Source organism: Salinibacterium sp. G-O1 (assembly GCF_030063305.1).
GTDB lineage: Bacteria > Actinomycetota > Actinomycetes > Actinomycetales > Microbacteriaceae > Rhodoglobus.
Window position 1 is genome coordinate 980,652 of record NZ_JASISV010000002.1, and the last position, 21,127, is coordinate 1,001,778.

General features: G+C 65.0%; 24 protein-coding genes and 2 tRNA genes. 4 read left to right on the forward strand and 22 right to left on the reverse strand.

Features of this window, described 5'->3' with window-relative positions; all coding sequences use genetic code 11:
* Window positions 1–76: 76 nt before the first annotated feature.
* From QMG83_RS11155 to QMG83_RS11180, 6 genes are all read right to left on the reverse strand, one after another.
* Entirely contained in the window at window positions 77–802 is a 726-nt protein-coding gene (locus QMG83_RS11155) for a hypothetical protein (RefSeq protein ID WP_283505430.1), read from the reverse strand.
* Between the two features lie 26 nt (window positions 803–828).
* Window positions 829–2,472, reverse strand: coding sequence for a serine/threonine-protein kinase (locus tag QMG83_RS11160; RefSeq protein ID WP_283505431.1), 1,644 nt, complete (start codon window positions 2,470–2,472; stop codon window positions 829–831).
* Complete coding sequence (locus QMG83_RS11165) at window positions 2,469–3,464, reverse strand: FHA domain-containing protein (RefSeq protein ID WP_283505432.1); 996 nt, start codon at window positions 3,462–3,464, stop codon at window positions 2,469–2,471. The genes QMG83_RS11160 and QMG83_RS11165 overlap by 4 nt, the downstream gene beginning before the upstream one ends.
* A gap of 82 nt (window positions 3,465–3,546) precedes the next feature.
* The gene (locus tag QMG83_RS11170; RefSeq protein WP_283505433.1) at window positions 3,547–4,482 is read right to left on the reverse strand and encodes a PP2C family protein-serine/threonine phosphatase; all 936 of its coding nucleotides are present in this window, start codon (window positions 4,480–4,482) and stop codon (window positions 3,547–3,549) included.
* A gap of 141 nt (window positions 4,483–4,623) precedes the next feature.
* Window positions 4,624–5,625, reverse strand: a complete 1,002-nt coding sequence (locus tag QMG83_RS11175; RefSeq protein WP_283505434.1) for a TerC family protein — start codon at window positions 5,623–5,625, stop codon at window positions 4,624–4,626.
* 183 nt (window positions 5,626–5,808) lie between these two features.
* On the reverse strand, window positions 5,809–6,240 hold the full coding sequence (locus QMG83_RS11180) for a pyridoxamine 5'-phosphate oxidase family protein (protein WP_283505435.1): 432 nt from the start codon (window positions 6,238–6,240) through the stop codon (window positions 5,809–5,811).
* Between the two features lie 148 nt (window positions 6,241–6,388).
* On the opposite strand from QMG83_RS11180, the gene QMG83_RS11185 reads away from it, so the two are divergent.
* Window positions 6,389–7,486, forward strand: coding sequence for a Glu/Leu/Phe/Val dehydrogenase family protein (locus QMG83_RS11185; RefSeq protein WP_283505436.1), 1,098 nt, complete (start codon window positions 6,389–6,391; stop codon window positions 7,484–7,486).
* Between the two features lie 69 nt (window positions 7,487–7,555).
* On the opposite strand, the gene QMG83_RS11190 is transcribed toward QMG83_RS11185, so the two are convergent.
* A tRNA-Glu gene (locus QMG83_RS11190) sits at window positions 7,556–7,628 on the reverse strand.
* Window positions 7,629–7,681: 53 nt separating this feature from the next.
* Complete coding sequence (locus tag QMG83_RS11195) at window positions 7,682–8,602, reverse strand: diacylglycerol/lipid kinase family protein (RefSeq protein ID WP_283505569.1); 921 nt, start codon at window positions 8,600–8,602, stop codon at window positions 7,682–7,684.
* A gap of 73 nt (window positions 8,603–8,675) precedes the next feature.
* Between QMG83_RS11195 and QMG83_RS11200 the strand changes: the two genes are divergently transcribed.
* Complete coding sequence (locus QMG83_RS11200) at window positions 8,676–9,317, forward strand: MBL fold metallo-hydrolase (protein ID WP_283505437.1); 642 nt, start codon at window positions 8,676–8,678, stop codon at window positions 9,315–9,317.
* A gap of 11 nt (window positions 9,318–9,328) precedes the next feature.
* Here QMG83_RS11200 and QMG83_RS11205 read toward each other — a convergent pair whose 3' ends face one another.
* The 10 genes from QMG83_RS11205 to QMG83_RS11250 form a co-directional block, all read right to left on the reverse strand.
* Window positions 9,329–9,817: a GNAT family N-acetyltransferase gene (locus QMG83_RS11205; protein WP_283505438.1), complete on the reverse strand. Its 489-nt coding sequence runs from the start codon at window positions 9,815–9,817 to the stop codon at window positions 9,329–9,331.
* A 26-nt stretch (window positions 9,818–9,843) separates the two neighbouring features.
* Complete coding sequence (locus QMG83_RS11210) at window positions 9,844–10,764, reverse strand: hypothetical protein (RefSeq protein WP_283505439.1); 921 nt, start codon at window positions 10,762–10,764, stop codon at window positions 9,844–9,846.
* Complete coding sequence (locus QMG83_RS11215; RefSeq protein WP_283505440.1) at window positions 10,761–11,387, reverse strand: MerR family transcriptional regulator; 627 nt, start codon at window positions 11,385–11,387, stop codon at window positions 10,761–10,763. Before QMG83_RS11215 ends, QMG83_RS11210 begins: the two co-directional genes overlap by 4 nt.
* A gap of 104 nt (window positions 11,388–11,491) precedes the next feature.
* Window positions 11,492–11,563 (reverse strand) — tRNA-Gln (locus tag QMG83_RS11220).
* Between the two features lie 63 nt (window positions 11,564–11,626).
* Window positions 11,627–13,105, reverse strand: a complete 1,479-nt coding sequence (gltX, locus tag QMG83_RS11225; protein ID WP_283505441.1) for a glutamate--tRNA ligase — start codon at window positions 13,103–13,105, stop codon at window positions 11,627–11,629.
* An 11-nt stretch (window positions 13,106–13,116) separates the two neighbouring features.
* Entirely contained in the window at window positions 13,117–13,443 is a 327-nt protein-coding gene (locus QMG83_RS11230) for a PIN domain-containing protein (RefSeq protein WP_283505442.1), read from the reverse strand.
* Complete coding sequence (locus QMG83_RS11235) at window positions 13,440–13,646, reverse strand: hypothetical protein (RefSeq protein ID WP_283505443.1); 207 nt, start codon at window positions 13,644–13,646, stop codon at window positions 13,440–13,442. The genes QMG83_RS11230 and QMG83_RS11235 overlap by 4 nt, the downstream gene beginning before the upstream one ends.
* Before the next feature lie 102 nt (window positions 13,647–13,748).
* Window positions 13,749–14,510, reverse strand: a complete 762-nt coding sequence (locus QMG83_RS11240) for a fumarylacetoacetate hydrolase family protein (protein WP_283505444.1) — start codon at window positions 14,508–14,510, stop codon at window positions 13,749–13,751.
* The gene (locus tag QMG83_RS11245; RefSeq protein WP_283505445.1) at window positions 14,510–15,625 is read right to left on the reverse strand and encodes a branched-chain amino acid aminotransferase; all 1,116 of its coding nucleotides are present in this window, start codon (window positions 15,623–15,625) and stop codon (window positions 14,510–14,512) included. The genes QMG83_RS11240 and QMG83_RS11245 overlap by 1 nt, the downstream gene beginning before the upstream one ends.
* A 35-nt stretch (window positions 15,626–15,660) precedes the next feature.
* Window positions 15,661–16,704, reverse strand: a complete 1,044-nt coding sequence (locus tag QMG83_RS11250; RefSeq protein WP_283505446.1) for a 3-isopropylmalate dehydrogenase — start codon at window positions 16,702–16,704, stop codon at window positions 15,661–15,663.
* A gap of 115 nt (window positions 16,705–16,819) precedes the next feature.
* On the opposite strand from QMG83_RS11250, the gene QMG83_RS11255 reads away from it, so the two are divergent.
* On the forward strand, window positions 16,820–17,077 hold the full coding sequence (locus tag QMG83_RS11255; protein WP_283505447.1) for a DUF6458 family protein: 258 nt from the start codon (window positions 16,820–16,822) through the stop codon (window positions 17,075–17,077).
* Here QMG83_RS11255 and serA read toward each other — a convergent pair.
* A complete protein-coding gene (gene serA / locus QMG83_RS11260; protein ID WP_283505448.1) occupies window positions 17,074–18,666 on the reverse strand; it encodes a phosphoglycerate dehydrogenase in 1,593 nt (530 codons plus the stop codon). The genes QMG83_RS11255 and serA overlap by 4 nt on opposite strands.
* Window positions 18,667–18,807: 141 nt before the next feature.
* On the opposite strand from serA, the gene QMG83_RS11265 reads away from it, so the two are divergent.
* Complete coding sequence (locus QMG83_RS11265) at window positions 18,808–19,206, forward strand: DoxX family protein (protein WP_283505449.1); 399 nt, start codon at window positions 18,808–18,810, stop codon at window positions 19,204–19,206.
* Here the strand turns inward: QMG83_RS11265 and QMG83_RS11270 are convergent.
* The 3 genes from QMG83_RS11270 to QMG83_RS11280 form a co-directional block, all read right to left on the reverse strand.
* Complete coding sequence (locus QMG83_RS11270) at window positions 19,203–19,538, reverse strand: hypothetical protein (protein ID WP_283505450.1); 336 nt, start codon at window positions 19,536–19,538, stop codon at window positions 19,203–19,205. The two genes, QMG83_RS11265 and QMG83_RS11270, sit on opposite strands and share 4 nt — an antisense overlap.
* Window positions 19,535–19,834 carry a hypothetical protein gene (locus QMG83_RS11275; protein WP_283505451.1) on the reverse strand — a complete coding sequence of 100 codons (300 nt, stop codon included), beginning with the start codon at window positions 19,832–19,834 and terminating at the stop codon, window positions 19,535–19,537. Before QMG83_RS11275 ends, QMG83_RS11270 begins: the two co-directional genes overlap by 4 nt.
* A 106-nt stretch (window positions 19,835–19,940) precedes the next feature.
* The gene (locus QMG83_RS11280; protein WP_283505452.1) at window positions 19,941–21,068 is read right to left on the reverse strand and encodes a mannitol-1-phosphate 5-dehydrogenase; all 1,128 of its coding nucleotides are present in this window, start codon (window positions 21,066–21,068) and stop codon (window positions 19,941–19,943) included.
* Window positions 21,069–21,127 lie beyond the last annotated feature (59 nt).

Genomic DNA, 21,127 nt, shown 5'->3' on the forward strand with positions numbered 1-21,127 from the left:
GCCTGGCGCCATCAGTGACTTCTTGTCAAAACTAACACGAGACACCCCGCTCCGACCGGGGCAGGCATGGGCAGCGCTACCCATCTTCGAGGGGCAGCGCCGCGGTGTGCTCGCGGTCGTTGCGCTCCAGGAGGAAGAGATCTTCCTTGCCGACGAGGTGGGTGGCAACCGCGTACTCGACCAGCCGCAGCCGTCGGTTGGTCGCCAGGTTGCCTTTGCCGCCACGAAGGCCGCGCACGCCTATCTTGTCGAGCTTGTCGCAGACGTTGTCGAGTTTTCGGTTGAAGGTGGTCATCGACCAGTGCAGGCGGGCCGCCGCCTCGGCCGATGTCGGAATCTCGCCGCGCCCCGGCGAATCCTGTCGCAGAATCTGCTCGGCAAGGGAGACGACGAGGAGTCGCTGAGTCGTCGTTAGCGCGACCGGCGCCATCGTCGTCTCGCCACCCCCACCGGCGTTGGCTGCCGAGGTGTTGAAATAGTCCTGCGGTGAATAGACCGTGAACTCGTAGGTCGTCGAACCAGCGCTGAACAGCACCTGCATCTGCGGGAACACGATCGGCAACCGGGCGCCCGGCGCGAGCCATGCCTGGACCTGACCTGTGGCATCCGTCACCGTGGCCGAGAGCAGGGTTCCCACGTTCGCCAGCCACCACATGCCGAAGTCTTCGTAGATGCGCAGGAACCGGCGATGCAGGTACGGGTTGTCGTCGATGACGAGATCCGATTCACGCCCGATGTGGAAGTCGTTCGGGTGCGCCACCTCGTACCACTCGCCACAGAACTCGATCTTGAGTGGGCCCACAGGAGCGTCAGCTTTCACGGGAGCACTCATGCCGGATAGCAGGTCTCGTAGGGGTTGGCAGACAGCTTCCCGGCGCGCGAGATGCTGACAGTGACACAGACCGTTGAGCCCGGTGCGTAGTCGGTGATGACGACGGCGTTGCCTTCGGCCTTGCGAACTGGCTCGTCGCCTGTGCGGTTGCTGATCTGCCAGAAGAAAGCGTCGCCCTCCACCGGGTCGGGGTTGGTGAACAGGAAGGTGACGGTGGAGCCATCGGCAACCGGCGGCCCCGCGATCTGCGGGGTCGGGATGCTTGCGACCACGACCGGAGGCTGGGACGCGGTCGGAGTCGGATCGGCGCTGCCGCCCGTTGCCACCCCGCCCACGATGACGGCAACAACGACCCCGACGGCAACGACGGCGGCGAGCCCACCGATGATCCATCCGGCAAGTTTTCGCCCGGCTGGCGCGCCCGGCGGCACGTCGGGAGCCTGCTGCTGAGAAGTTGCCGGCTGCGGCTGGACCGGGTCGCGGCGACGCACGATCGTCTCGCCGAGAACCTCGGCCGGGCGAGCACGATCGGTGGCGGGCTGGGCAACAACATTCCTCGCGCCGCGCGCCACTGTGGCATCCGCGGCGTCCGGCTCGTCGGTCACGATGGTGGGGGCGGAAACGGCCGGTTGAGCGTCGATGGTGGCGACAGCGCGCACTCGTGTCTCGTTTTCGTCGTCGCCGCCGTCGTTGCGATCGGGTGCGGCAACGAACAGGTTTGGCACGTCGATCGCGGTCGCCGCGTAGCCCAGCTCCAGTTCGACGCGCTGCAGCGCCCGCGCGAAGTCGACGGCCGTGGCGAAGCGATCCGCGCGATCGCTCGCCATCCCCTTGTTGAGCACCGCCAACAGGGATCGCGGAATGTCGCTGCGGCTCATCGGCGTGATCGCGCCCCGTTCGATGCGGCCGATCAGGTCGAGTGTTCCGTTAGAGCGACCTCGCACCTCGAACGGCGTCTGACCGGCGAGGATCGTGTAGACGGTGGCGGCGAGGGAGAAGACATCGCTGCGAACGTCGGGCATCGGGTCGTCCTCGAACATCTCGGGCGGAGACCACGGAACACTCATCCCCACCGACGGGCTCGTGCCGCTCGATGCGCCGGTGTCGTTCAGCGCCGCCGCGAGGGTCGTCGTGTGCAGCGGAAGCTCGTCCTCGAGCGCCGACGAGATGCCGAAGTCGGTGAGTGCTGGCCAACCGTAGTCGTTGCTGAGCACATTGGCCGGCTTGATGTCGCGATGCAGGATGCCGGCGGCATGAGCCGTGGCAACCGCGCTCGACAGGCGCACACCGGTGCGCAGAGCATCCTCGACCGCGAAGGTCTCGGTCTTGTAGCGCTCGGCGAGGCTCGGGCCCGAGCAGTACTCCATCACGAAGTAGGGGCGAGCATCCGAGGAGACATCCGCCTGATAAATCGTGACGATGTACGGATGCGCAGACAACTGCGCCATCAGGTTCGCTTCGGCGACGAGGGCATCCCGGCTCGCGTCGGTGATGTCCTCGGTGAGCAGCACCTTCACCGCAACGCGACGCCTCGGCAACTGCTGGTCGTAAAGGAAGACGTCAGAGAATCCGCCGGAACCCAGCAGCTTGACGAAGGTGTACCCGGGAAGCTCCGGAGGAGTGGAGGGCGGCCGCTTCATTCGCCGCTCTCTTCGACCGTCAGTGTGACTCCGCTGCCCAGGTCGATGACGGTGCCGAGGATGACCGAGGTCGGTTCGCCCGCGCGCAGCTTCTGGGGAGACTTGCCGGGCAGCTCCACCATGGTCCCGTTGCGGGAATGGAGGTCGGTGACCACCACCGTGTCACCTTCGAGGCTCACCTGAACATGGTTTCGCGAGATGTCCTGTTCTGGAGTGCCGACGATGAGCAGGCGGGGAACATGGCCACTCGAAATCTTGCTGACACTGGGGCTGCGACCGATCAGGAGCGGCTGCGTCAGAGCCTCCCTGGCACCCGTCGTCGAGATGGCGAGCACCAGCCGTTGAGCGGGAGCGACGTCGTTCGCAACCGTGCCAGCCGCCGGGCGACGCTTGCCCCGCATCTTCGCGATGTCCGATGTGAGCACTGTCTCGCCGTCGTGCAGGGCATCATCCACGACCGGAACTTCGTCCGTCTCGGCCGCCACCGGTTCGGGCGCGACCGCGTCGGCACCCGAGCGATACATCGTGTCGCCCGCAACCGAATCCTCAACCGGGGAGGGCGACGACTCGGCATCCGGCGCCTCGCGCACCGTCTCCTCGACATCCACCTCGACGGGCTTCGTGGCCACGGCCGCCCCGACTGATGCCTCAGCCACGAGCGCAACTCCGACGATCAGCGGCAGGGTCGCGGTGCCCACGGGCGTTGCCGCCGGCACGCTAAAACGGATGGCAGTGACGCCGGGGATGCTGCGTTCGACCCAGGTCGAGACGCCCGAGGCCGACAGCGACTCGCTTCCCGAGGCATCCGTCACCGCCAGAGGCGCGTCACCACGGAGGATGATGCGGGCATCGGCACCCTCACTCCACTCCACGAGCACGAACGGCGGTGTTGCGGCCAGCCCGTTGTTCGTGAGCAGGTCGAGGCTCAGCCGGAAACCGTCGGCCGCGCCGATCGCCGCCCACGCGGCATCCACGAAACCGTCGCTGGCCACGGGCGTAACCAAAAGCCTGGGTCCCGAGGCAAAAGCGAGCCAACCGCCATCCCCCGATGGCCGAACGGAAAAGGTCATCCTGCTAGCCCCTCGGCCTGGTGTCTTCGAGCAGCGCGGAAAGAGCGCCACGCTCGAGCGTATCGTCGTCGTCGCGTGGAGTGCCTACGCCGATCAATTCCGATTCGACGACCACGACGGTGATGTTGTCTGAACCGCCGGCAGCAATCGCTGCGTTGACGAGTCTTTCGGCAAGTGTCAGAGGCGGTTTGTCGGTGTCACGAAGCTGTTCGGCGTCGTGGAAGACGATGATGCGAGCGATCTCATCGTCGCCGAGTTCTTTGGTCAGCCCGTCAGAACACAACAAGAAGGTCTGCCGTGCCCGAACCGGCATGAGCCAGATGTCGGCATCCACGGTGTCGTCGGCGCCCAGCGCCCTCGTGACGACGTTGCGGTGTGGATGCCGCTCGGCCTCCGCCTTTGTCAGCGCGCCCGAGTCGATCAGCTCCTGCACCGCCGAATGATCCACACTCAGCTGGCTGAGCGTGCGGCCGTCCCAGCTGTAAGAACGTGAGTCGCCGACGTTGAACGCCATCCAGTGATAGTTGCCCGCCGAGTCCAGGTCGACGAAGGCGATTCCGGTCAACGTGGTGCCCGACAGAGCGCCGTCGTCGCTGTCCGCTGACAGCGACAGCACCGAGTCGTTGGCCTGCCGGATCAGCCCCAGAATGGCCGGGGCGCTGGCCGGTGCTTCACCGTTCAGGGAATCGGCGAACGTCGTGATGGCTGCCTGACTCGCCCGGTCGCCGAAAGCGTGGCCGCCCATCCCGTCGGCGACCACGAAGAGTGGAGCTGACATCAGGAAGCTGTCCTCGTTGATCCGTCGAACGGCCCCCCGGTCGGAGTGCCCCGAGTACCGGAACCGCACGGTGACGCCCGGCAGCGCGAATTCGCGCGTGACCTCGACCGACATCCGCTCTCCCTGGGTTCCCGCATCACTGTCCGGACGCAGGTAACTCACGGTACCAATCTCGCGGCCGTCTCGCGCCCGTCGGCATGGGTACCGGTGCCCATGCCGAGCGCTGCGGTTCGGCGCGAGCGCGCGAGTGCGCACACCCGCGGTCGCGCCGAACGGCAGCGGTCGCGCGCGCGGTGGGTGCGGCTACTTCTCGATCGAGGCGCCCTCGCGCCGCGTGTCGACCCGGATCTTCACGAGGCTCGCGACGACCGCGATCGTCATCGACGCCAGGATGACCGCCAGTGACGTCCACGTCGAAATCTCGGGAGCCCACTCGACGTGCTGCCCACCGTTGATGAACGGCAGCTCGTTCTCGTGGAGGGCGTGCAGGAACAGTTTCACGCCGATGAACCCGAGGATGAACGCGATGCCATAGTGCAGGTATTCGAGCTTGTCGATGAGGTCGCCGAGCAGGAAGTAGAGCTGGCGAAGACCCATGAGCGCGAAGATGTTGGCGGTGAACACGATGAACGGGTCTGTCGTGATGCCGAAGATGGCGGGAATCGAGTCGAGCGCGAACACCAGGTCGGTGATGCCGAGGGCGACAAAGACAACCAGAATCGGCGTGAACACGCGTTTGCCGTCGATGTTCGCGCGCAGCTTCCCACCGTTGTAGACATCGGAGATCGGGATGCGCCTGCGCAGGAACTTGATGATCCTGTTCTCTTCCTCCTCCATGTCATCGTGCTTCTGCCGGGCCTGCTGCACGGCCGTGTAGATGAGGAAGATGCCGAACAGGTAGAAGATGAAGCTGAAGTTCTCGATCAGTGCGGCCCCGGCCAGGATGAACAACCCTCGCAGCGCGAGAGCGATGAGGATGCCGACCATCAGCACTTCCTGCTGGTACTTCCTCGGGACCGAGAAGCGGGCCATGATGATGACGAATACGAAGAGATTGTCGATGCTGAGGCTGTATTCGGTCACCCAACCGGCGATGAATTCAGCAGCGTGATCTACCGAGCCCTGCCAGAGCATGAGCAGGGCGAAGACCAGCGCGAGCCCGACATAGAAGCTCACCCACAGAGCCGACTCTTTCGTTGAGGGTACGTGCGGCCGGCGGTACGCGATGATCAGGTCGAACGCGAGAATTGCCAGCAGAACCACGTAAGAGGTGACTTCGAACCAGACGGGGAGGGCGGCTTCCATGGAGATCCATTCGGGGAGTGTGGGTACGGCATTAGCCGAAAGTCTCTCCCGCAGCCTTCGTCACGGATTCGTGAGATGGATGCCGCTGGCCCGGGCCTGCAACGATGCAGACCGTATTGACGGGCTCAACGAGGTGGGATACTCCCCTTCGCGTTGCCAATCATAGCCGGAGAGAATGCGGATCTAGGGCGTTTTCGGCACGAGCAGCTGTGCTGATCCCATCGACTTGGTCACTGTGACCAGCATGGCCACCCGCAGCGGGTTGACGCGCGGCTGCCGATAGCGCACGGCATAGCGCTGCACAGCGTCAGCGACGGTCTCGGCATCATCGTGGATGCTCACGGTGCCGCTGAGCGTCAGCCACGTGGCGCGATCCACCTGGCTGATGGTCGCGATGCCTCCACGAACCGCGTTCAGCACCTTCTGCGAACCACCGCTCGTGATCACCCGCGCGATTCCCGCCTCATACGTGAAGCCCACCGGCACCGCATGGATGGTGCCGTCGGCGGAAAGCGTCGAGAGCGTAGCCAGGTGATACTCGGTGACGAACTGCAGCCCCGCGGCGCTGAGAAATCGGTCGGGGGCGGGCGTTGCGTCCGGCACATCGTGGCTCATCGTTCGACCATAACCCGACGACGATCGCACCGAAGACAGGCTGCGCTGCGGAGCGTACGGCGATACGCTGACCTCTGGCGCACCACCCTCGCGCCAGCACGACAAGCAACGCTGTTTCGCCCACAAGGCCAAGTCTCAGGAGAACATCATGACCCCGCACCCATCTACGATGCTGGATGCCCCATCAGCCGCGATCGCCAATGCCGAGTTCAGCCACGAAAACGTGCTCATCTCGACCGGCCGGCGTTCTGGCTTGATCATCACCGTCGCCGTCCATTCCACGGTTCTCGGCCAGGCCCTGGGTGGCGCTCGAATGTGGAACTACCCACACTGGACGGATGCTGTTGCCGACGCCCTGCGCCTGTCCGCGGCCATGACGCTCAAGAATTCCGCTGCCGGGCTCAATCGCGGCGGCGGCAAGTCGGTCATCCACCTGCCGATGGGCGTGACCCTCACCGACGCCGAAAAACGTGACGCCATGCTCGACCTGGGCGACGCCATCGAAAGCCTGGGCGGCGCCTACATGACGGCCGAAGACGTGGGAACGACCGCTGAACTGATGGCCGTCGTCGCCGAGCGCACCGCGCACGTGTGCGGCCTTCCCACCAACCAGGGTGGTGTTGGCGAGCCGGCGGATGCGACATCCGCAGGCGTGTACGCCAGCATCGTCGCCACGGTCGAGGCACTGTTCGGCTCACGGGACCTCGCCGGGCGGCGGATCGTCATCTCGGGGCTGGGCCAGGTTGGTGGTCGCCTCGCGCGTTCATTGGCCGCGGCCGGCGCGCAGCTGACGGTGAGCGACGTGAATCTCGAGCGCAAGTTGTTGGCCGCGGAATTGGGCGCCGACTGGGTCAGTGCCGACGAGGCGCACCGCGTTGTGGCCGACCTGTACGTTCCGTGCGGTCTGGGCGGCGCGCTGAGCCCGCAGGTCATCGACGAGCTCAACGTCAGGGGTGTCGTGGGCGCCGCGAACAACCAGCTCGCCCGCCACGACGGCGCTGCCGCGCTGGCCGAGCGGGGCATCCTGTGGGCGCCTGATTTCGTGGTCAACGGCGGCGGAGTGATCTACCTCGACCTGGCAACCCAGCCCGATGCCGACGCCGATGCGATCTCGCGTCGGGTCGCCGCGATCGGCGACACCGTCGCCGCGATCTTCCGCGCTGCTGCCACGCACGGCACCACCACGCTGGATGCCGCTGAGCGCCTGGCCACGTCGCGACTGACGGTCGCGCAGCCCCGCAGCTAGCCGGGCACAACTCCCCGACGCAAAAAAAATGGCCCGGACCCCAGTGTTGAACTGGAGTCCGGGCTGTTGTGACCCCAACGGGATTCGAACCCGTGTTACCGCCGTGAGAGGGCAGCGTACTAGGCCGCTATACGATGGGGCCGTCGCGACAACTACAAGAGTATGCCACACGATTGGCCCGACTCCCAAAACGAGTCACGCCGGCGCGAAAATCCTCAGCGCTCCCGGTACCACCGTCACGTCGACGGGGGCCGGACCGATGCGCTCGCCGTCCGCATATACGACCGCGACATCCGATTCGATCCTGATTTCTCTGGCCCGGTAGATCGCCACTCGCGGGTCGCTGACGTGGGTGCCCTTGAACACCCGCGGGAAGATCCGCAGGAACGCGATGCGTGACAGTGGCTGCACGACCAGTATGTCGAGTTCGCCGTCGTCGACCTTCGCGGCTGGGGTGACCTTCATGCCGCCGCCCAGCGACACATTGTTGCCGACGCTCACCAGCATGGCTTTCGTCTCCAGCACTTCGCCGTCAACAACGAGTCGATATGGGATGGGCTTGAGCCTCAGCAGCTCCAGCCCGATGGCGATCGTGTAGCGGCTGGCACCCTTGGGGTGCCGCATCCGGTTGGCTCGCTCGTTGACCACGGCGTCGAAGCCGGCCGAGACGGTGCCGGCGAACCAGCGCGTGGATGCGCGCGAAGACTTGTCGTCGATGAAGCTCACGCGTCCGGCGTCGATCGTGCGCGGTGCGCCCTGCAGCAGTTCGGCGAGCATCCCGATCGCAGCTTCGGTGTTCTCGTGCGGAATCCCGAGGCCGCGCGCCATGTCGTTGCCGGTGCCGGACGGCACGATCCCCAGCGGGATCTCCGTCGTCGCGAGCAGGTTGACGCCGAGGCTGACCATGCCGTCCCCGCCCACGACGATGAAGGCGTCGGGCCTGGCCGCCAGCGCCGTACGGCCCGCGGCGGCGAGTTGCTCGAAGTCCGGCTCCTGAAGGACGGTCAGGTCATGACCCAGTGCACGCAGGGCCTGCACGACGGCGGGCCCCACGTTTTTGCCCTTACCGAACGAGGCGGTCGGGTTGATCGCCACTACGAGGCGGAGCGGCTTCATCGTCACACGGCAAGTATGCCGCAGCCAAGGTCAACCCCCAGTCGTTGAATCCCGTGAGCAATAGTGTCGAGGTATGAAGATCACGAAGTACGAGCACGCATGCATGGTCGTTCAGAAGAGCAGTTCGTCGCTCATCATCGACCCCGGTGCGTATACGACTCCCCTGACCGATGTGACCGGGGTCGTTGCCATCGTGATCACCCACGAGCACCCCGACCACTGGACCCCGGAGCACCTGAAGCGCATCCTGGTGAAGAACCCTGACGCACGCATCCTCGGTCCGGCTGGAGTGGTCGCGGCCGCGAAAGACGACGACGTGACCATCGAGGCCGTCGCGGAGGGCGACGAGTTGGACATCGGCCAGTTCTCGCTGAAGTTTTTCGGGGACAAGCACGCGGTCATCCACGAGTCGATTCCGGTGATTGACAACGTCGCGGTGCTCGTCGACGACAACTTCTACTACGCCGGAGACTCGTTCACCCTGCCCCCAGGGCCGGTCGACACCCTCGCGGTGCCCATCAACGCGCCCTGGCTGAAGGTCAGCGAGGTCATGGACTACGTGATGCAGGTGGCGCCGAAACGCGCGTTCCCGGTGCATGAGGCTTTGCTTTCGAAGATCGGCGTTTCGACCTACGGCCCCAGGATCGAGTGGGCTACCGCGCGCGGTGGCGGCGAATACCTGCCCCTGGCTCTCGGAGAGTCGCTCGACCTCTAGCGGGGCCGCAACTACAGCGGGAGCCGCATGAACGCCAGATCGAGCCAGCGGTCGAACTTGCGGCCAACCTCCGTGACGACCATCGGCTCGCCAAAGCCGAGCGACTGGTGAAGCGCGATCGACCCGGCATTTCCCGCCTCGATGGCAGCAACCATGACGTGGATGCCACGCTCACGGGCGAGGCGGATGAGCTCGATCATCAGCGCACGCGCTACGCCCTGCCGCTGGAAGCCGTCGGCGACGTACACGGAGTTTTCGACCGTGTAGCGGTACCCGGTCTTCTCGCGCCACGAACCGTAGGACGCGTAGCCGGCGAGCTCTCCCCCGATCTCGGCCACGATGACGGGATGACCGGCAGCGTGCCGCGCAGCCAGCCACAGCTCACGGTCGCGGCGGTCGACCTCCACGTCGGTCCAGATCGCGGTCGTCTCCCGGATCGCACGGTTGTGGATCTCGAGGATGGCGTCGAGGTCGGAGTCTGTCGCTGGGCGAATCTGCATTCATCCATGATCCAGCATCGTGGGGCCTAGCCCTGACGCTGCAGCTCTTGCCGAACGGGCGCGACGAGCGCCGCTGCCGCCAGCAGCACGGTGGCTGCGGTAACGGTCACCCCCGCCACCAGGATCGGCCCGGCGGGTGCCACGATCGACTGGCCCGCCAGCGCCTGCCAGGTCACGACCGTGACGGTGGCCGCGTAGGCGACCACGGCCACGCGCACCAGCCGCAGGCGCACCTGCGGGGAGGAGAGCCGTGGCATCCTGCGCGACAGCAACTCGAGCGTGATCAGGAATATCGGCAACACCTGCAGTGCGTGCATGCCCACGAAGTGCGGGATGCGGAGGTCGCCAGCCTCCGTGCTCCAGCCGAGCAGGAACAGCCCGGCCCTGCCGTCGGCCACCCCGACCGCGTGCGCCCCGGCGACGCCCTGGAAGTCGTCGAGTTGCTGCGCTGTGGGGCTGGTCATCAGGAACGCGAGCCCCATGCCGACCAGCGCGATGATGACCCCGGCCCTGATCGCCAATGTTCGTGCGGGGTCTCCGAGCTTGTTGCGGAACAACGCAACGGCGACCACGAGGGTCATGACCCAGACCACCACGATTGAGACCGCCATCACCGACCACATCGCTGCGTGAATTGGCGTCGAGACGTTGAAGTGGCTGGTGTCGCCGGTCACGGCGGCACCGACGATGATGATCATTTCGACGACGAGACCGGCGACGCTGACAGTGCCGGCGATGTGGGCGAGCCGGCGCATCCTGTGCAGCTGTCCGATGAGCCACGACAACGTGACCGCATAGATGGCAATGGATATCGCGAACTTCAGCGGCTTGGCCCATAGCGGCGCGCCCAGCACTTCGCGGGGGTCTGCGAACACCCCGATGCCGGCAACGACCACGAGCAGCCCCATCGCCGCGGCGAGCCACAGCAGCGGGCGGTGCCCGGTCACGACTCAGCCCTCGAGAACTGGCGGTGGGCCGCGTCTTCCTGCGCCATGCGCCGCAGCCCGGCAAAGAGCGAATCGCCCAGCACCGTGCCCACGACCACCGTCTCCGACATGCGCGCGCGGTTGGGCTGGAGGGCGACCGTGCCAAGGTCCACCCGGGCCACGATCTCCGCTGCGCTGCAGTACTCCGGCAGCACGCTCAGCAGCTCCTCGTGGTCGAGCTGGAGGTACGAGTCGAGAACGCGGGCTGCCATTGCCCGTCCTGGGTTGTCCGGAGACACCATCCATCCCATGCTGGCGCTCACGCTGTCGATCTCGGTTACGCCTCGGGAGCCTTGATCGGGCAGCTCGACGGAGCCGGGGATCGCGTGCTGGGCCACCCCCATCGCCCAGTCCAGTGGGATGTCGGCCTCGGCAGCGGCGAGCACCCTGCGCACCGCGGCCACCGACAGCCCGCCAACATCGACGAGAGCCCGAATGAGTCGCAGCCGGTCGACGTGGTTCGCGGCGTACCGCGCCTGATTCGGGCTCGATCGCTCCGGCTCCGGGAGCAGTTCTTCCCGCTGATAAAACTTGATGGATGCGACGCTCACACCGCTGCGCTCGCTCAGCTCCGACATCTTCATAACGGATAGTGAAACTATCGATAGTGTTACTGTCTATATTTGGCGGGGCCAATTCTGGTCAAATAAAAAAACCCCGGATGACCGGGGTTTACTTACATTCAAAGCTGGGGTACCTGGACTCGAACCAAGAACAAAAGAATCAGAATCTTCCGTGTTGCCAATTACACCATACCCCACAGGGCTCAACCGAGGTCGAGCCGACTGTCTACTTTAGCGCACCTCGGGGCACTCCGTGTACATCACGTCAGTGCTTCGCGAAGCCTCTCGATGCGCCTGAGCGTCGACTCCCGACCGAGGAGCTCCATCGACTCGAACAGCGGCGGGCTGATGCGGCGGCCCGACAGTGCGGTGCGCAGCGGGCCGAAGGCGATTCTCGGCTTCATGCCTCGAGTCTCGATAAGTTCGGCGCGCAGGGCCGCCTCGATGTTCTCGGTGTTCCAGGGCGCTACCGCCGGCAGCACTGCTGATGCGGCATCCAGCACCTCGGCACCGTCTGCTGAGGGCATGGCGTCTGCGGCGAACTCGAGGTCGTCGTCTGCCGTGAACAGGAAGGCCATGAGCTCGCGGGACTCTCCCAAAAGTTGCATGCGCTCCTGAACGAGCGGAGCGGCGGCGAGCAGCATGGCGCGGTCCCCGTCGTCTTTCAGCATGTCCGCGACGTATGGCTCGAGACGCTTCGCGAATTCGTGCACCTCGAGAAGCCGGATCTGGTCTCCGTTGAGGGATTCGGCTTTTTTCACGTCGAACCTGGCCGGGTTGGGATTCACGTCGGTGACGTCGAATGCGGCAACCATCTCGTCGATCGAGAACACGTCGCGGTCGGCCGCAATCGACCAGCCCAGCAGCGCGAGGTAGTTGATGAGCCCCTCGGGGATGAATCCGCGATCCCGGTGGTGGAACAGGCTCGACTCGGGGTCACGCTTCGACAGCTTCTTGTTGCCCTCCCCCATGACGTACGGGAGGTGACCGAAGCGCGGGATGGCGCTAGCCACGCCGATCTCGATGAGCGCCGTGTACAGCGCGATCTGGCGTGGTGTCGACGACAGCAGGTCTTCACCGCGCAGCACGTGCGTGATACCCATGAGCGCGTCATCCACCGGGTTGACGAAGGTGTACAGCGGTGCGCCGTTGGGCCTGACGACCACGAAGTCGGTGAACGAGCCGGCGGGGAACGTGATCTCGCCCCGCACCAGGTCGTCGAAGCTGAGGTCGGTGTCTGGCACCCTGAGGCGCAGCGCCGCCTGGCGCCCCTCGGCCACATGCGCGGCCTTCTGCTCGGCGGTCAGGTCGCGCTCGAAGTTGTCGTAGCCCTGTTTCGGGTCGCGACCGGCCGCGACATTGCGCGCCTCGATTTCCTCACCCGTGGCGTAGGACTCATAAAGGTGACCGCTGGCCTTGAGCTTCTCGATGACGTCGAGATAGATGTCTGTGCGCTGCGACTGGCGGTATGGCTCGTTGGGCCCGCCGACGTCGATGCCCTCATCCCAGTCGATGTGAAGCCAGCGCAACGCGTCGAGCAGCTGCAGATAGCTCTCTTCGCTATCGCGCTCGGCGTCGGTGTCTTCAATGCGGAACACCATCTTCCCGCCGGTGTGCCGCGCGTACGCCCAGTTGAACAGCGCAGTGCGGATGAGCCCGACATGCGGGGTTCCGGTGGGTGACGGGCAGAACCTGACGCGAACGTCGGCTCCGGTGGCAGTGGAGAATGAGGCAGTCATCGCCTACAAGTCTACGAGGCGGCGAGCACAGCCGCGGATGCATCGGCGCTGGTGTTCCTGTCAACACACTGGGTATCGAGCTGCTGCCGCATCGCTGCCAGGTGCGCCGCGTCGACCACCGCGATCGTCCACGCACCTCCCGCGAGTTCCTCCAGCACGGCACACCAACCCTCGAAACTAAATTTCGCGCGGACCAGAGGCTCCAGTTCGGCGATGACGAACGGCGAGACCACGAGCTGTTCGAATTCGGCAACGAACTCGATCTCTCCCGCCACCGACCAGTGACCTTCCGCTCCCGCGTCAAAGTACTCGACCAGCGTCTTTGCGTCGAGGATCACAGGAACCCTCCACGGGGTGGCGGCCGGTGACCCCCGACGGCGGCCTCCACGGCCGATCGGATGATCGCCGCCGAGGTCGTTCCCCGCAGGCTGGCGACGGCACGCACACCCGCAACGAGCGATGCCGGGAAGAACACTGTCGTTCGCACCATCCGGTTCGCGCTGCTCGAACGGCTGAGGGGATCTGGGGTCGGAGCTTCCATTTCAGCAACGTATGGCTTCCCGCCATACGTTGCGATTTAGGATGCCCCGCCCGGACAGTTAGCCGCGGCGGCACTGCCCGTGGAGGAGTGGTGCGCGAGGCGTCAGCCGCGAACCGGATTGCTCAGGGTGCCGATGCCAGAGACCTCGATATCAATGACATCGCCGCCCGCCATCTTGGCAACTCCCGCGGGCGTGCCGGTCAGGATCACATCGCCCGGCAGCAAGGTCATCGCGGCAGACACGTACGCGATGATGAACGGCACGGAGAACACCATGTCTGTCAGGGGCGCCTCCTGGCGCACCTCTCCGTTGAGCCGCGACGTCACTGTGTTGGCGGCGATCTCGAACTCGGTTTCGATGACCGGCCCGAGCGGGCAGAAGGTGTCGAAGCCCTTGGCGCGCGCCCACTGGCCATCGGTCTTCTGCAGGTCGCGAGCCGTCACATCGTTCGCGACGGTGTAGCCGAAAATGACCGAGGCCGCGTCAGCCTCGGCGACATTGCGCGCGATGCTGCCAATCACGACCGCGAGCTCCCCCTCGAAATCGACGCGGTGGCTCTGGTGCGGAAGCACGATCGAATCCCCTGGGCCGATCACCGAGGTGTTCGGCTTCAGGAAGAGCAGGGGCTCCTTCGGAACCTCACCGCCGAACTCCGCCACATGGTCGACGTAATTCTTTCCGACGGCGACGACCTTGGATCGCGGGATGACCGGCGCAAGGAGCTTGGTCTCCGACAGGGGAACCCGCTCATCCGTGGTGTCGAAACCGGCGAACATCGGGTCGCCCTTAAGAACGACGATCGAGTCACCATCCACGATTCCGAAGCGAGGGTCTCCCCCGGTGCTGAAACGTGCGATCTTCACTACTGGTCCTTGCTGTCGAGTCGTGTGAGCCAGCCGTGGGTGTCTACCCGGCGGCCGTACTGGATGTCGGTCAATTCTTCGCGCAGAGACATGGTGAGCTCGCCCGCTGGCGCATCCGCGTCGCCGATAGTGAAGCCCTCGGCCTTGAACTGCGCGATCGGGGTGACGACTGCGGCGGTACCGCAGGCGAACATCTCCGTGATCTCGCCGGATGCCACGCCCTCACGAATCTCGTCGATGGTCACTCTGCGGCGCTCCACCGTGAGCCCGCGGTCGACACCGAGCTGAAGAATCGAGTCTAGGGTGATGCCCTCGAGGATGCTCGGGGACTCTGGAGTCACGAGTCGGCCGTCCTTGTAGACGAAAACGACGTTCATGCCGCCGAGCTCCTCGATGTAGACACCCTCCTCAGCGTCGAGGAACAGCACCTGGGCGCAGCCCTGGTCGTACGCCTCCTGCTGGGCAACGAGAGACGACGCGTAGTTGCCGCCGGTCTTGGCTGCACCCATGCCGCCCCTGCCCGCGCGGGCGAAGTTCGTAGACACCCAGATAGACAGCGGGTTCACGCCGCCAGTGAAGTAGGCGCCGGCGGGGCTGGCGATCACGTAGTAATTGACCTTGGCCGCCGGGCGCACGCCGAGGAACGCCTCCTTCGCGAACATGAACGGCCGCAGATAAAGGCTTGTCTCGGGCGCGGAGGGCACCCATCGCTCGTCGACGGCGATGAGCTGCCTGAGCGACTCGACGAAATCTTCGGTGGGGAGCTCGGGCAGGGCAAGACGACGGGCCGAGCGCTGCATGCGAGCGGCGTTCATCTCCGGGCGGAAAGACCAAACCGAGCCGTCAGCATGGCGGTAGGCCTTCAACCCCTCGAAGACCTCCTGGGCGTAGTGCAACACCGCTGCGGCCGGATCGAGCGCGATGGGTCCGTAAGGCTGCACCCGTGCGCGGTGCCAGCCACCCTTCTCGCTCCAACAAATGTCGACCATGTGATCGGTGAAATGTTTACCGAAACCCGGCTCGGCCAGAACGGCGGCATGCTCCTCCGCCGAGCGGGCATCCTGGTTTTTCTTCACCAGGAACTGGAGGGACGCGGGAGCGAGCAGGTTCTTCATGGTGGATCCCTTTGTGGCTTTAGTTGGATGTACTACTAATTCTGCGCTACTGCCGCGGCGATCGCGTCACCGACCTCGGCGGTGCTGCGGGCGGCAGCCCCACGGGAGGCCAGATCGGCCTCCACGGCCGCTGTGACCCGAGCCGCTGCATCCTGCTGCCCAACATGCGACAGAAGAAGGGCGATCGACAGGATTGCCGCCGTTGGGTCGGCAAGCTGCTGGCCGGCGATGTCTGGCGCCGAACCGTGCACGGGCTCGAACATCGACGGGAACGCGCCCTCCGGGTTGATGTTTCCCGAGGCCGCCAGCCCGATACCACCGCTGATAGCGGCAGCAAGATCGGTGAGGATATCGCCGAAGAGGTTGTCAGTGACGATGACATCGAACTTACTCGGGTTCGTGACGAGATGGATAGTCGCGGCGTCGATGTGCTGATAGCCCACCTCGACGGCGGGAAACTCGAGCGCGACCCTGTCAACGGTCCGCTGCCAAAGGCTGCCCGCGTGCGTGAGCACGTTGGTCTTATGCACCAGCGTGAGCTTGTTTCGGCGCGAGGCGGCCTGCGCGAACGCGAAGCGCACTAGGCGCTCAGCACCGAATGCGGTATTGATCGAGACCTCCGTGGCGATCTCATGCGCTGTCCCAACCCGGATGCCACCACCATTGCCCACGTACGGGCCCTCGGTGCCCTCGCGCACGACCACGAAGTCGACGGTGCCGGGGTCTGCCAGCGGCGACGTAACCCCGGGGAACAGGGTCGTCGGGCGCAGGTTGACGTAGTGGTCGAACGCGAATCTGAGCTTCAACAGCAACCCCCGTTCGATGATCCCCCCGGCAAGCCGCGGGTCACGCGGATCCCCACCGATAGCGCCGAGCAGGATCGCGTCGAACGGCCTCAGCGATTCGAGGTCGTCGTCGCCCAGGATGGTGCCTGAGGCCAGGAAATGCCCAGCACCGAACGGGAACTCGGTGGTCGTGACATCCACCCCCACAGCGGCAAGCACCTTGAGTGCTTCTGCGATGACTTCTGGGCCGATGCCATCGCCGGGAATGACTGCGAGATTCAGGGTTGGTGCCATGGATTTACAGTACCGTCGCTCGCCGGCAGCTCTGGCCGTGCCGCTGCGCCTAGCGCACCCCCGGCGGGCGCCACAACCCCCTGTTATCGCTGTTGTGCAGCCCTATGCTGTGGCCATGAGTATTGGAACAGGAATCGTCCTATTTATCATTGGCGCAATTCTCGCGTTCGCAGTGAACGTGCAGGTCGAGGCCATCAACCTCCAGCTCGTGGGCTATCTGCTGATGGGAGCCGGCGTGCTGGTCTTCATCATTGGACTCGTCCTGATGATGCGCAGACGCCAGTCCGTCACCACGGTCCGCTCTGGTGTCGACGCTGATGGAGCAGCGGTGCAGCAGCGCCGCACCACCACCTCCGCCCCCGACGAGCTTTAAACCTCGACAATATCGATCTCCTTGAGAAGCGTGGCGTCGATCGCCGTACGCACCTTCTCAAGGAGTTCGTCGGGCACCGGTGAGTCGACCGTCAGCACGCTGAGCGCCTGACCGCCAGCCTTCTGGCGGGCGATCTGCATTCCCGCGATGTTGATGTTGGCGTCGCCGAACTCGCGGCCGTACACCGCCACGATTCCCGGACGGTCGACATAGCTCATCACAATAAGGTGTTCCGCGAACGGAACCTCGACGTCGTACCCGTTGATCTCGACGATCTTCTGCACCTGCTTGGTGCCGATGAGGGTGCCCGAGACGGAGACCTGGGTGCCGTCTGCCAGCGCACCGCGCAGCGTAAGCACGTTGCGGTATTCCTCGCTGATGGCATCCGTCACAAGACGAACCGTGATGCCACGCTGCTCGGCGAGCAACGGCGCGTTGACGTAGCTGACCGACTCGCTGACGATGTTGGAGAAGATGCCCTTCAACGCGGCAAGCTTCAGAACGTTCACGTCGAATTCGACGATCTCGCCCCGAACCTCGATGTCGATGTTGGTGATGGGCTCGGAGGCCAGCGCCGAGAAGAGCTGGCCCAGCTTCTCCATGAGCGGGATGCCGGGACGCACGCTCGGGTCGATGACCCCACCGGCGACGTTGACGGCGTCGGGGACCAGCTCGCCGTCGAGCGCCAGGCGCACCGACTTCGCGACCGAGACGCCAGCCTTCTCCTGCGCCTCATCGGTGGATGCACCGAGATGCGGGGTGACGATGGCGTTCTCGAGTGCGAGCAGCGGCGAATCCGTGGGCGGCTCGTTCACGAAAACGTCGAGGCCCGCACCTGCGATGCGGCGCGACTTGAGGGCGGAGTACAGGGCATCCTCGTCGATGAGACCACCGCGAGCAACGTTGACGATGTACGCCGTCGACTTCATCAGCGCGAACTGGTCGGTCGAAATCATGCCCGTCGTCTCCGGCGTCTTCGGCATGTGGATCGTAATGAAGTCGGACTGCGCAAGCAGATCTTCGAGCGACACCAGCGTGACACCGAGCTGCTGCGCGCGAGCGGAGGTCACGTAGGGGTCATAGGCGAGAATCGTGGTGCCGAAGGCCTGCATCCTGGCCGTGATGAGCGCGCCGATGCGGCCGAGCCCGATGATGCCGATGGTCTTCTCGTACAGCTCGACGCCCGTGTACTTCGAGCGCTTCCACTGCCCCTGGGCGAGTGCGCCGTGTGCCGCGGGAATGTGGCGGGCGAGGCTCAGGATGTGACCGACGGTCAGTTCGGCCGCCGAGATGATGTTCGACGTCGGAGCGTTGACGACCATGACACCGGCCGTGGTGGCGGCCTTAATGTCGACGTTGTCGAGCCCGACTCCGGCGCGAGCGATCACCTTGAGCCTTGAGCTCGCAGCGATAGCCTCCTCATCCATCTTCGTCGCCGAGCGGATCAGCACAGCGCTCGCGTCGGCAAGAGCTGCCAACAGCGCGGGACGGTCGGTGCCGTCCACCATGCGCACATCGAAGTCGGGACCAAGGGCCTCGACTGTAGCGGGAGAAAGTTCTTCGGCGATCAGCACGATCGGCTTGGCCACGGGATCGAGTCCTTCGATTAGGCGGAAGTGGGAGGGCACGATGCTCGCTGCCCCACAAAACTTTACTGCAGCCGACGTGGAAGTCTCTGCGTGTTACGACCAGCGGTGCCCGATACCGGCCCAATCCGGAGAGAATGGGTCGTGGCCTCCACTGTTGTCGACATCATCAAGCTCGTCGTGCTCGTCGCCATCGTGGCGGTGTTTATCGGGATGGGACTGAACCATTTCAGGCCGAAGCCCGCCAGGATCATGGCGAAGATGATCCCGCCGTTCCTCAGGTTCGACGGGCCATTGCGCCCGATCGCGCTCGTCTACCTCACCGGAGTCTGCGAGGTGCTGGGCGGCATCGGGCTCGCCGTGCCACTCACGCGACCGATAGCCTCGATCGCCCTCGTGCTGTTTCTGGTCGCCGTGTTCCCCGCGAACATCTACGCGAGCCAGCATCCCGAAACATTCCGGTCGCTGTCGATACCGTTCTGGCCACGCCTCATCGCGCAGGTTGCCCTGATCGCGCTGATCGTCTGGGTCGGACTCCTCTAGCGCGGCACGAGCACGATCGTGGGCCGAAGCACATCCTCGAGCGCGATGACGCCCAGTCCGAGCGCCGACGCGACGGCGAGGCCGACGACAAACAGAATCACCTTCACCAGCAGCGGTCGGCCGCGGCCGAGCATCAGCGCGATCACGAACACGGCCACGGGGATCGCGACGCCGGTGATCAGCAGCCACCACGGCACGTTGTCGCGGCCGAATCCGGCGTAGTCGTAGAAGTCGGGCAGGGCGACCAGGTTTGAGACAGCCTCCCAGACGTCCCAGGCAAAGAGCAGCCCGAAGGCGACGGCCACGGCCATCGTCGCGATCACACTTCTCATGCCGCCCACGCTCCGAGCACGTATGGCCACGGAGCGACCACGACCAGACCGGCCAGCAGCCACAACAGCCTCACGATCGGCCGACGGCCCTTGGTCAGCATGAACGCCGCAGCAAACCAGGCCACCGGGCTGATGATCGCCAGAGCCTCCCCGAACTGAAACATGATCTCGGTCAGGGCGTCAGACGACGGCACGCTGATGTTGTTGAGTCGCTGAAGCGCGACAACCCAGCCGGCCAGGTAGATCAGATGGATGCCACCCAGAATCCCGTACGTGACAAGCAGTATGGCGGGCAACTGTGGCGAGCTCTCGACCGCCCGCCGCACGCGCGTCGGTGCCGCTTCGGCGCGCTCGTCACCGGCCCAGGCAAGTGCGTCTTCGTCGGGATCGGTGTCTCCAGCGCTAACGGGCGAGCCTCAGTTCGATGACCTCAACGACATGGGGGAACAGTGGATGCGTCGGCTCAAGCCCGGTGATCGACTCCGCCAGCTCCTCCGCCGTGGAACCACCGTTGAGCATCGCCTGAAGCTCCACGCTCTCGGCATCCTCCTTGATATCGAACCGGAGAGCCGCCCCAACCGCGTTGAGCAGGTTCCACACCTCGAGGCCGCGCTCGGCGAGCTCAGCGGCCGGACCGATGAACCGTTCCTTGCGGCTGAGCTTTCGCAGCGGACCACGGCCCACCCGCTCGCAGGTGTCGGGAAGCGCAGGGTTCGAGATTCGCTTCAGCGTCTTCTCGATGTATTCCTGCTGCTCATCCGGATCGAAGCCGTGCTTGGCGACAAGCAACTCCTTCGTCTCGCCGAGCACCGCACGAATCTCGGCCTGCAGCTCAGGGGACGCCAGTGCCTCGCGAATCGACACCCAGCCGCGGTCAATGCCGTGGTAGGCCGCTGCGGCATGAGCCGTGTTGACGGTGAACAGCTTGCGTTCGATGAACGGGGCGAGGTCGTCGACCCAGGTGATGCCGTAGATGTCCGGCGTTGAACCGTTGAACGGCGTGCGGTCAACCACCCATTCGAAGAACGATTCGATCGTGACATCCACGCTGCTGGCCTGTTCCGGAACGATGCGGTCGATGGCGCAGTTGGCGAAGATGGCGTTGGTGGCTGGATCGTGTTTGCGCACTTCGGCGGCCAACACGTCGGTGCCCCCGATTGCGTTTTCGCAGGCGATGACGATCAGTGGTTCCGGGTTCGTGCGCGCGGCGAGGCCTTTCGCGATCACGGGGGCGACGAACTGGAGAATTCGCGCGCCGACCGCGGTTGTGACGATGTCGGCCTTGGCGATTTCCGCCACCACATCTGCTTCGTGCGTCTTGGAGTTGATCGCCCGATAGTTGTCGACGACCTTGGTAACGGCACCGTCGCCGACCTCGATCACCTCGTAACTATCACGGGCCTGCAGCGCACCGATGAGCTCTTCGCTGACGTCGGCGAACACCACCTCGTAGCCGCTCTCGTGCAAAAACTGCGCGACGAATCCGCGCCCGATGTTGCCTGCCCCGAAATGTACAGCCGTCTTTGCCATGTCATCGATCCTATTCCGGCAAGCCGGACGATGGGCGTCCGGGGCGCACTTCACCCCCT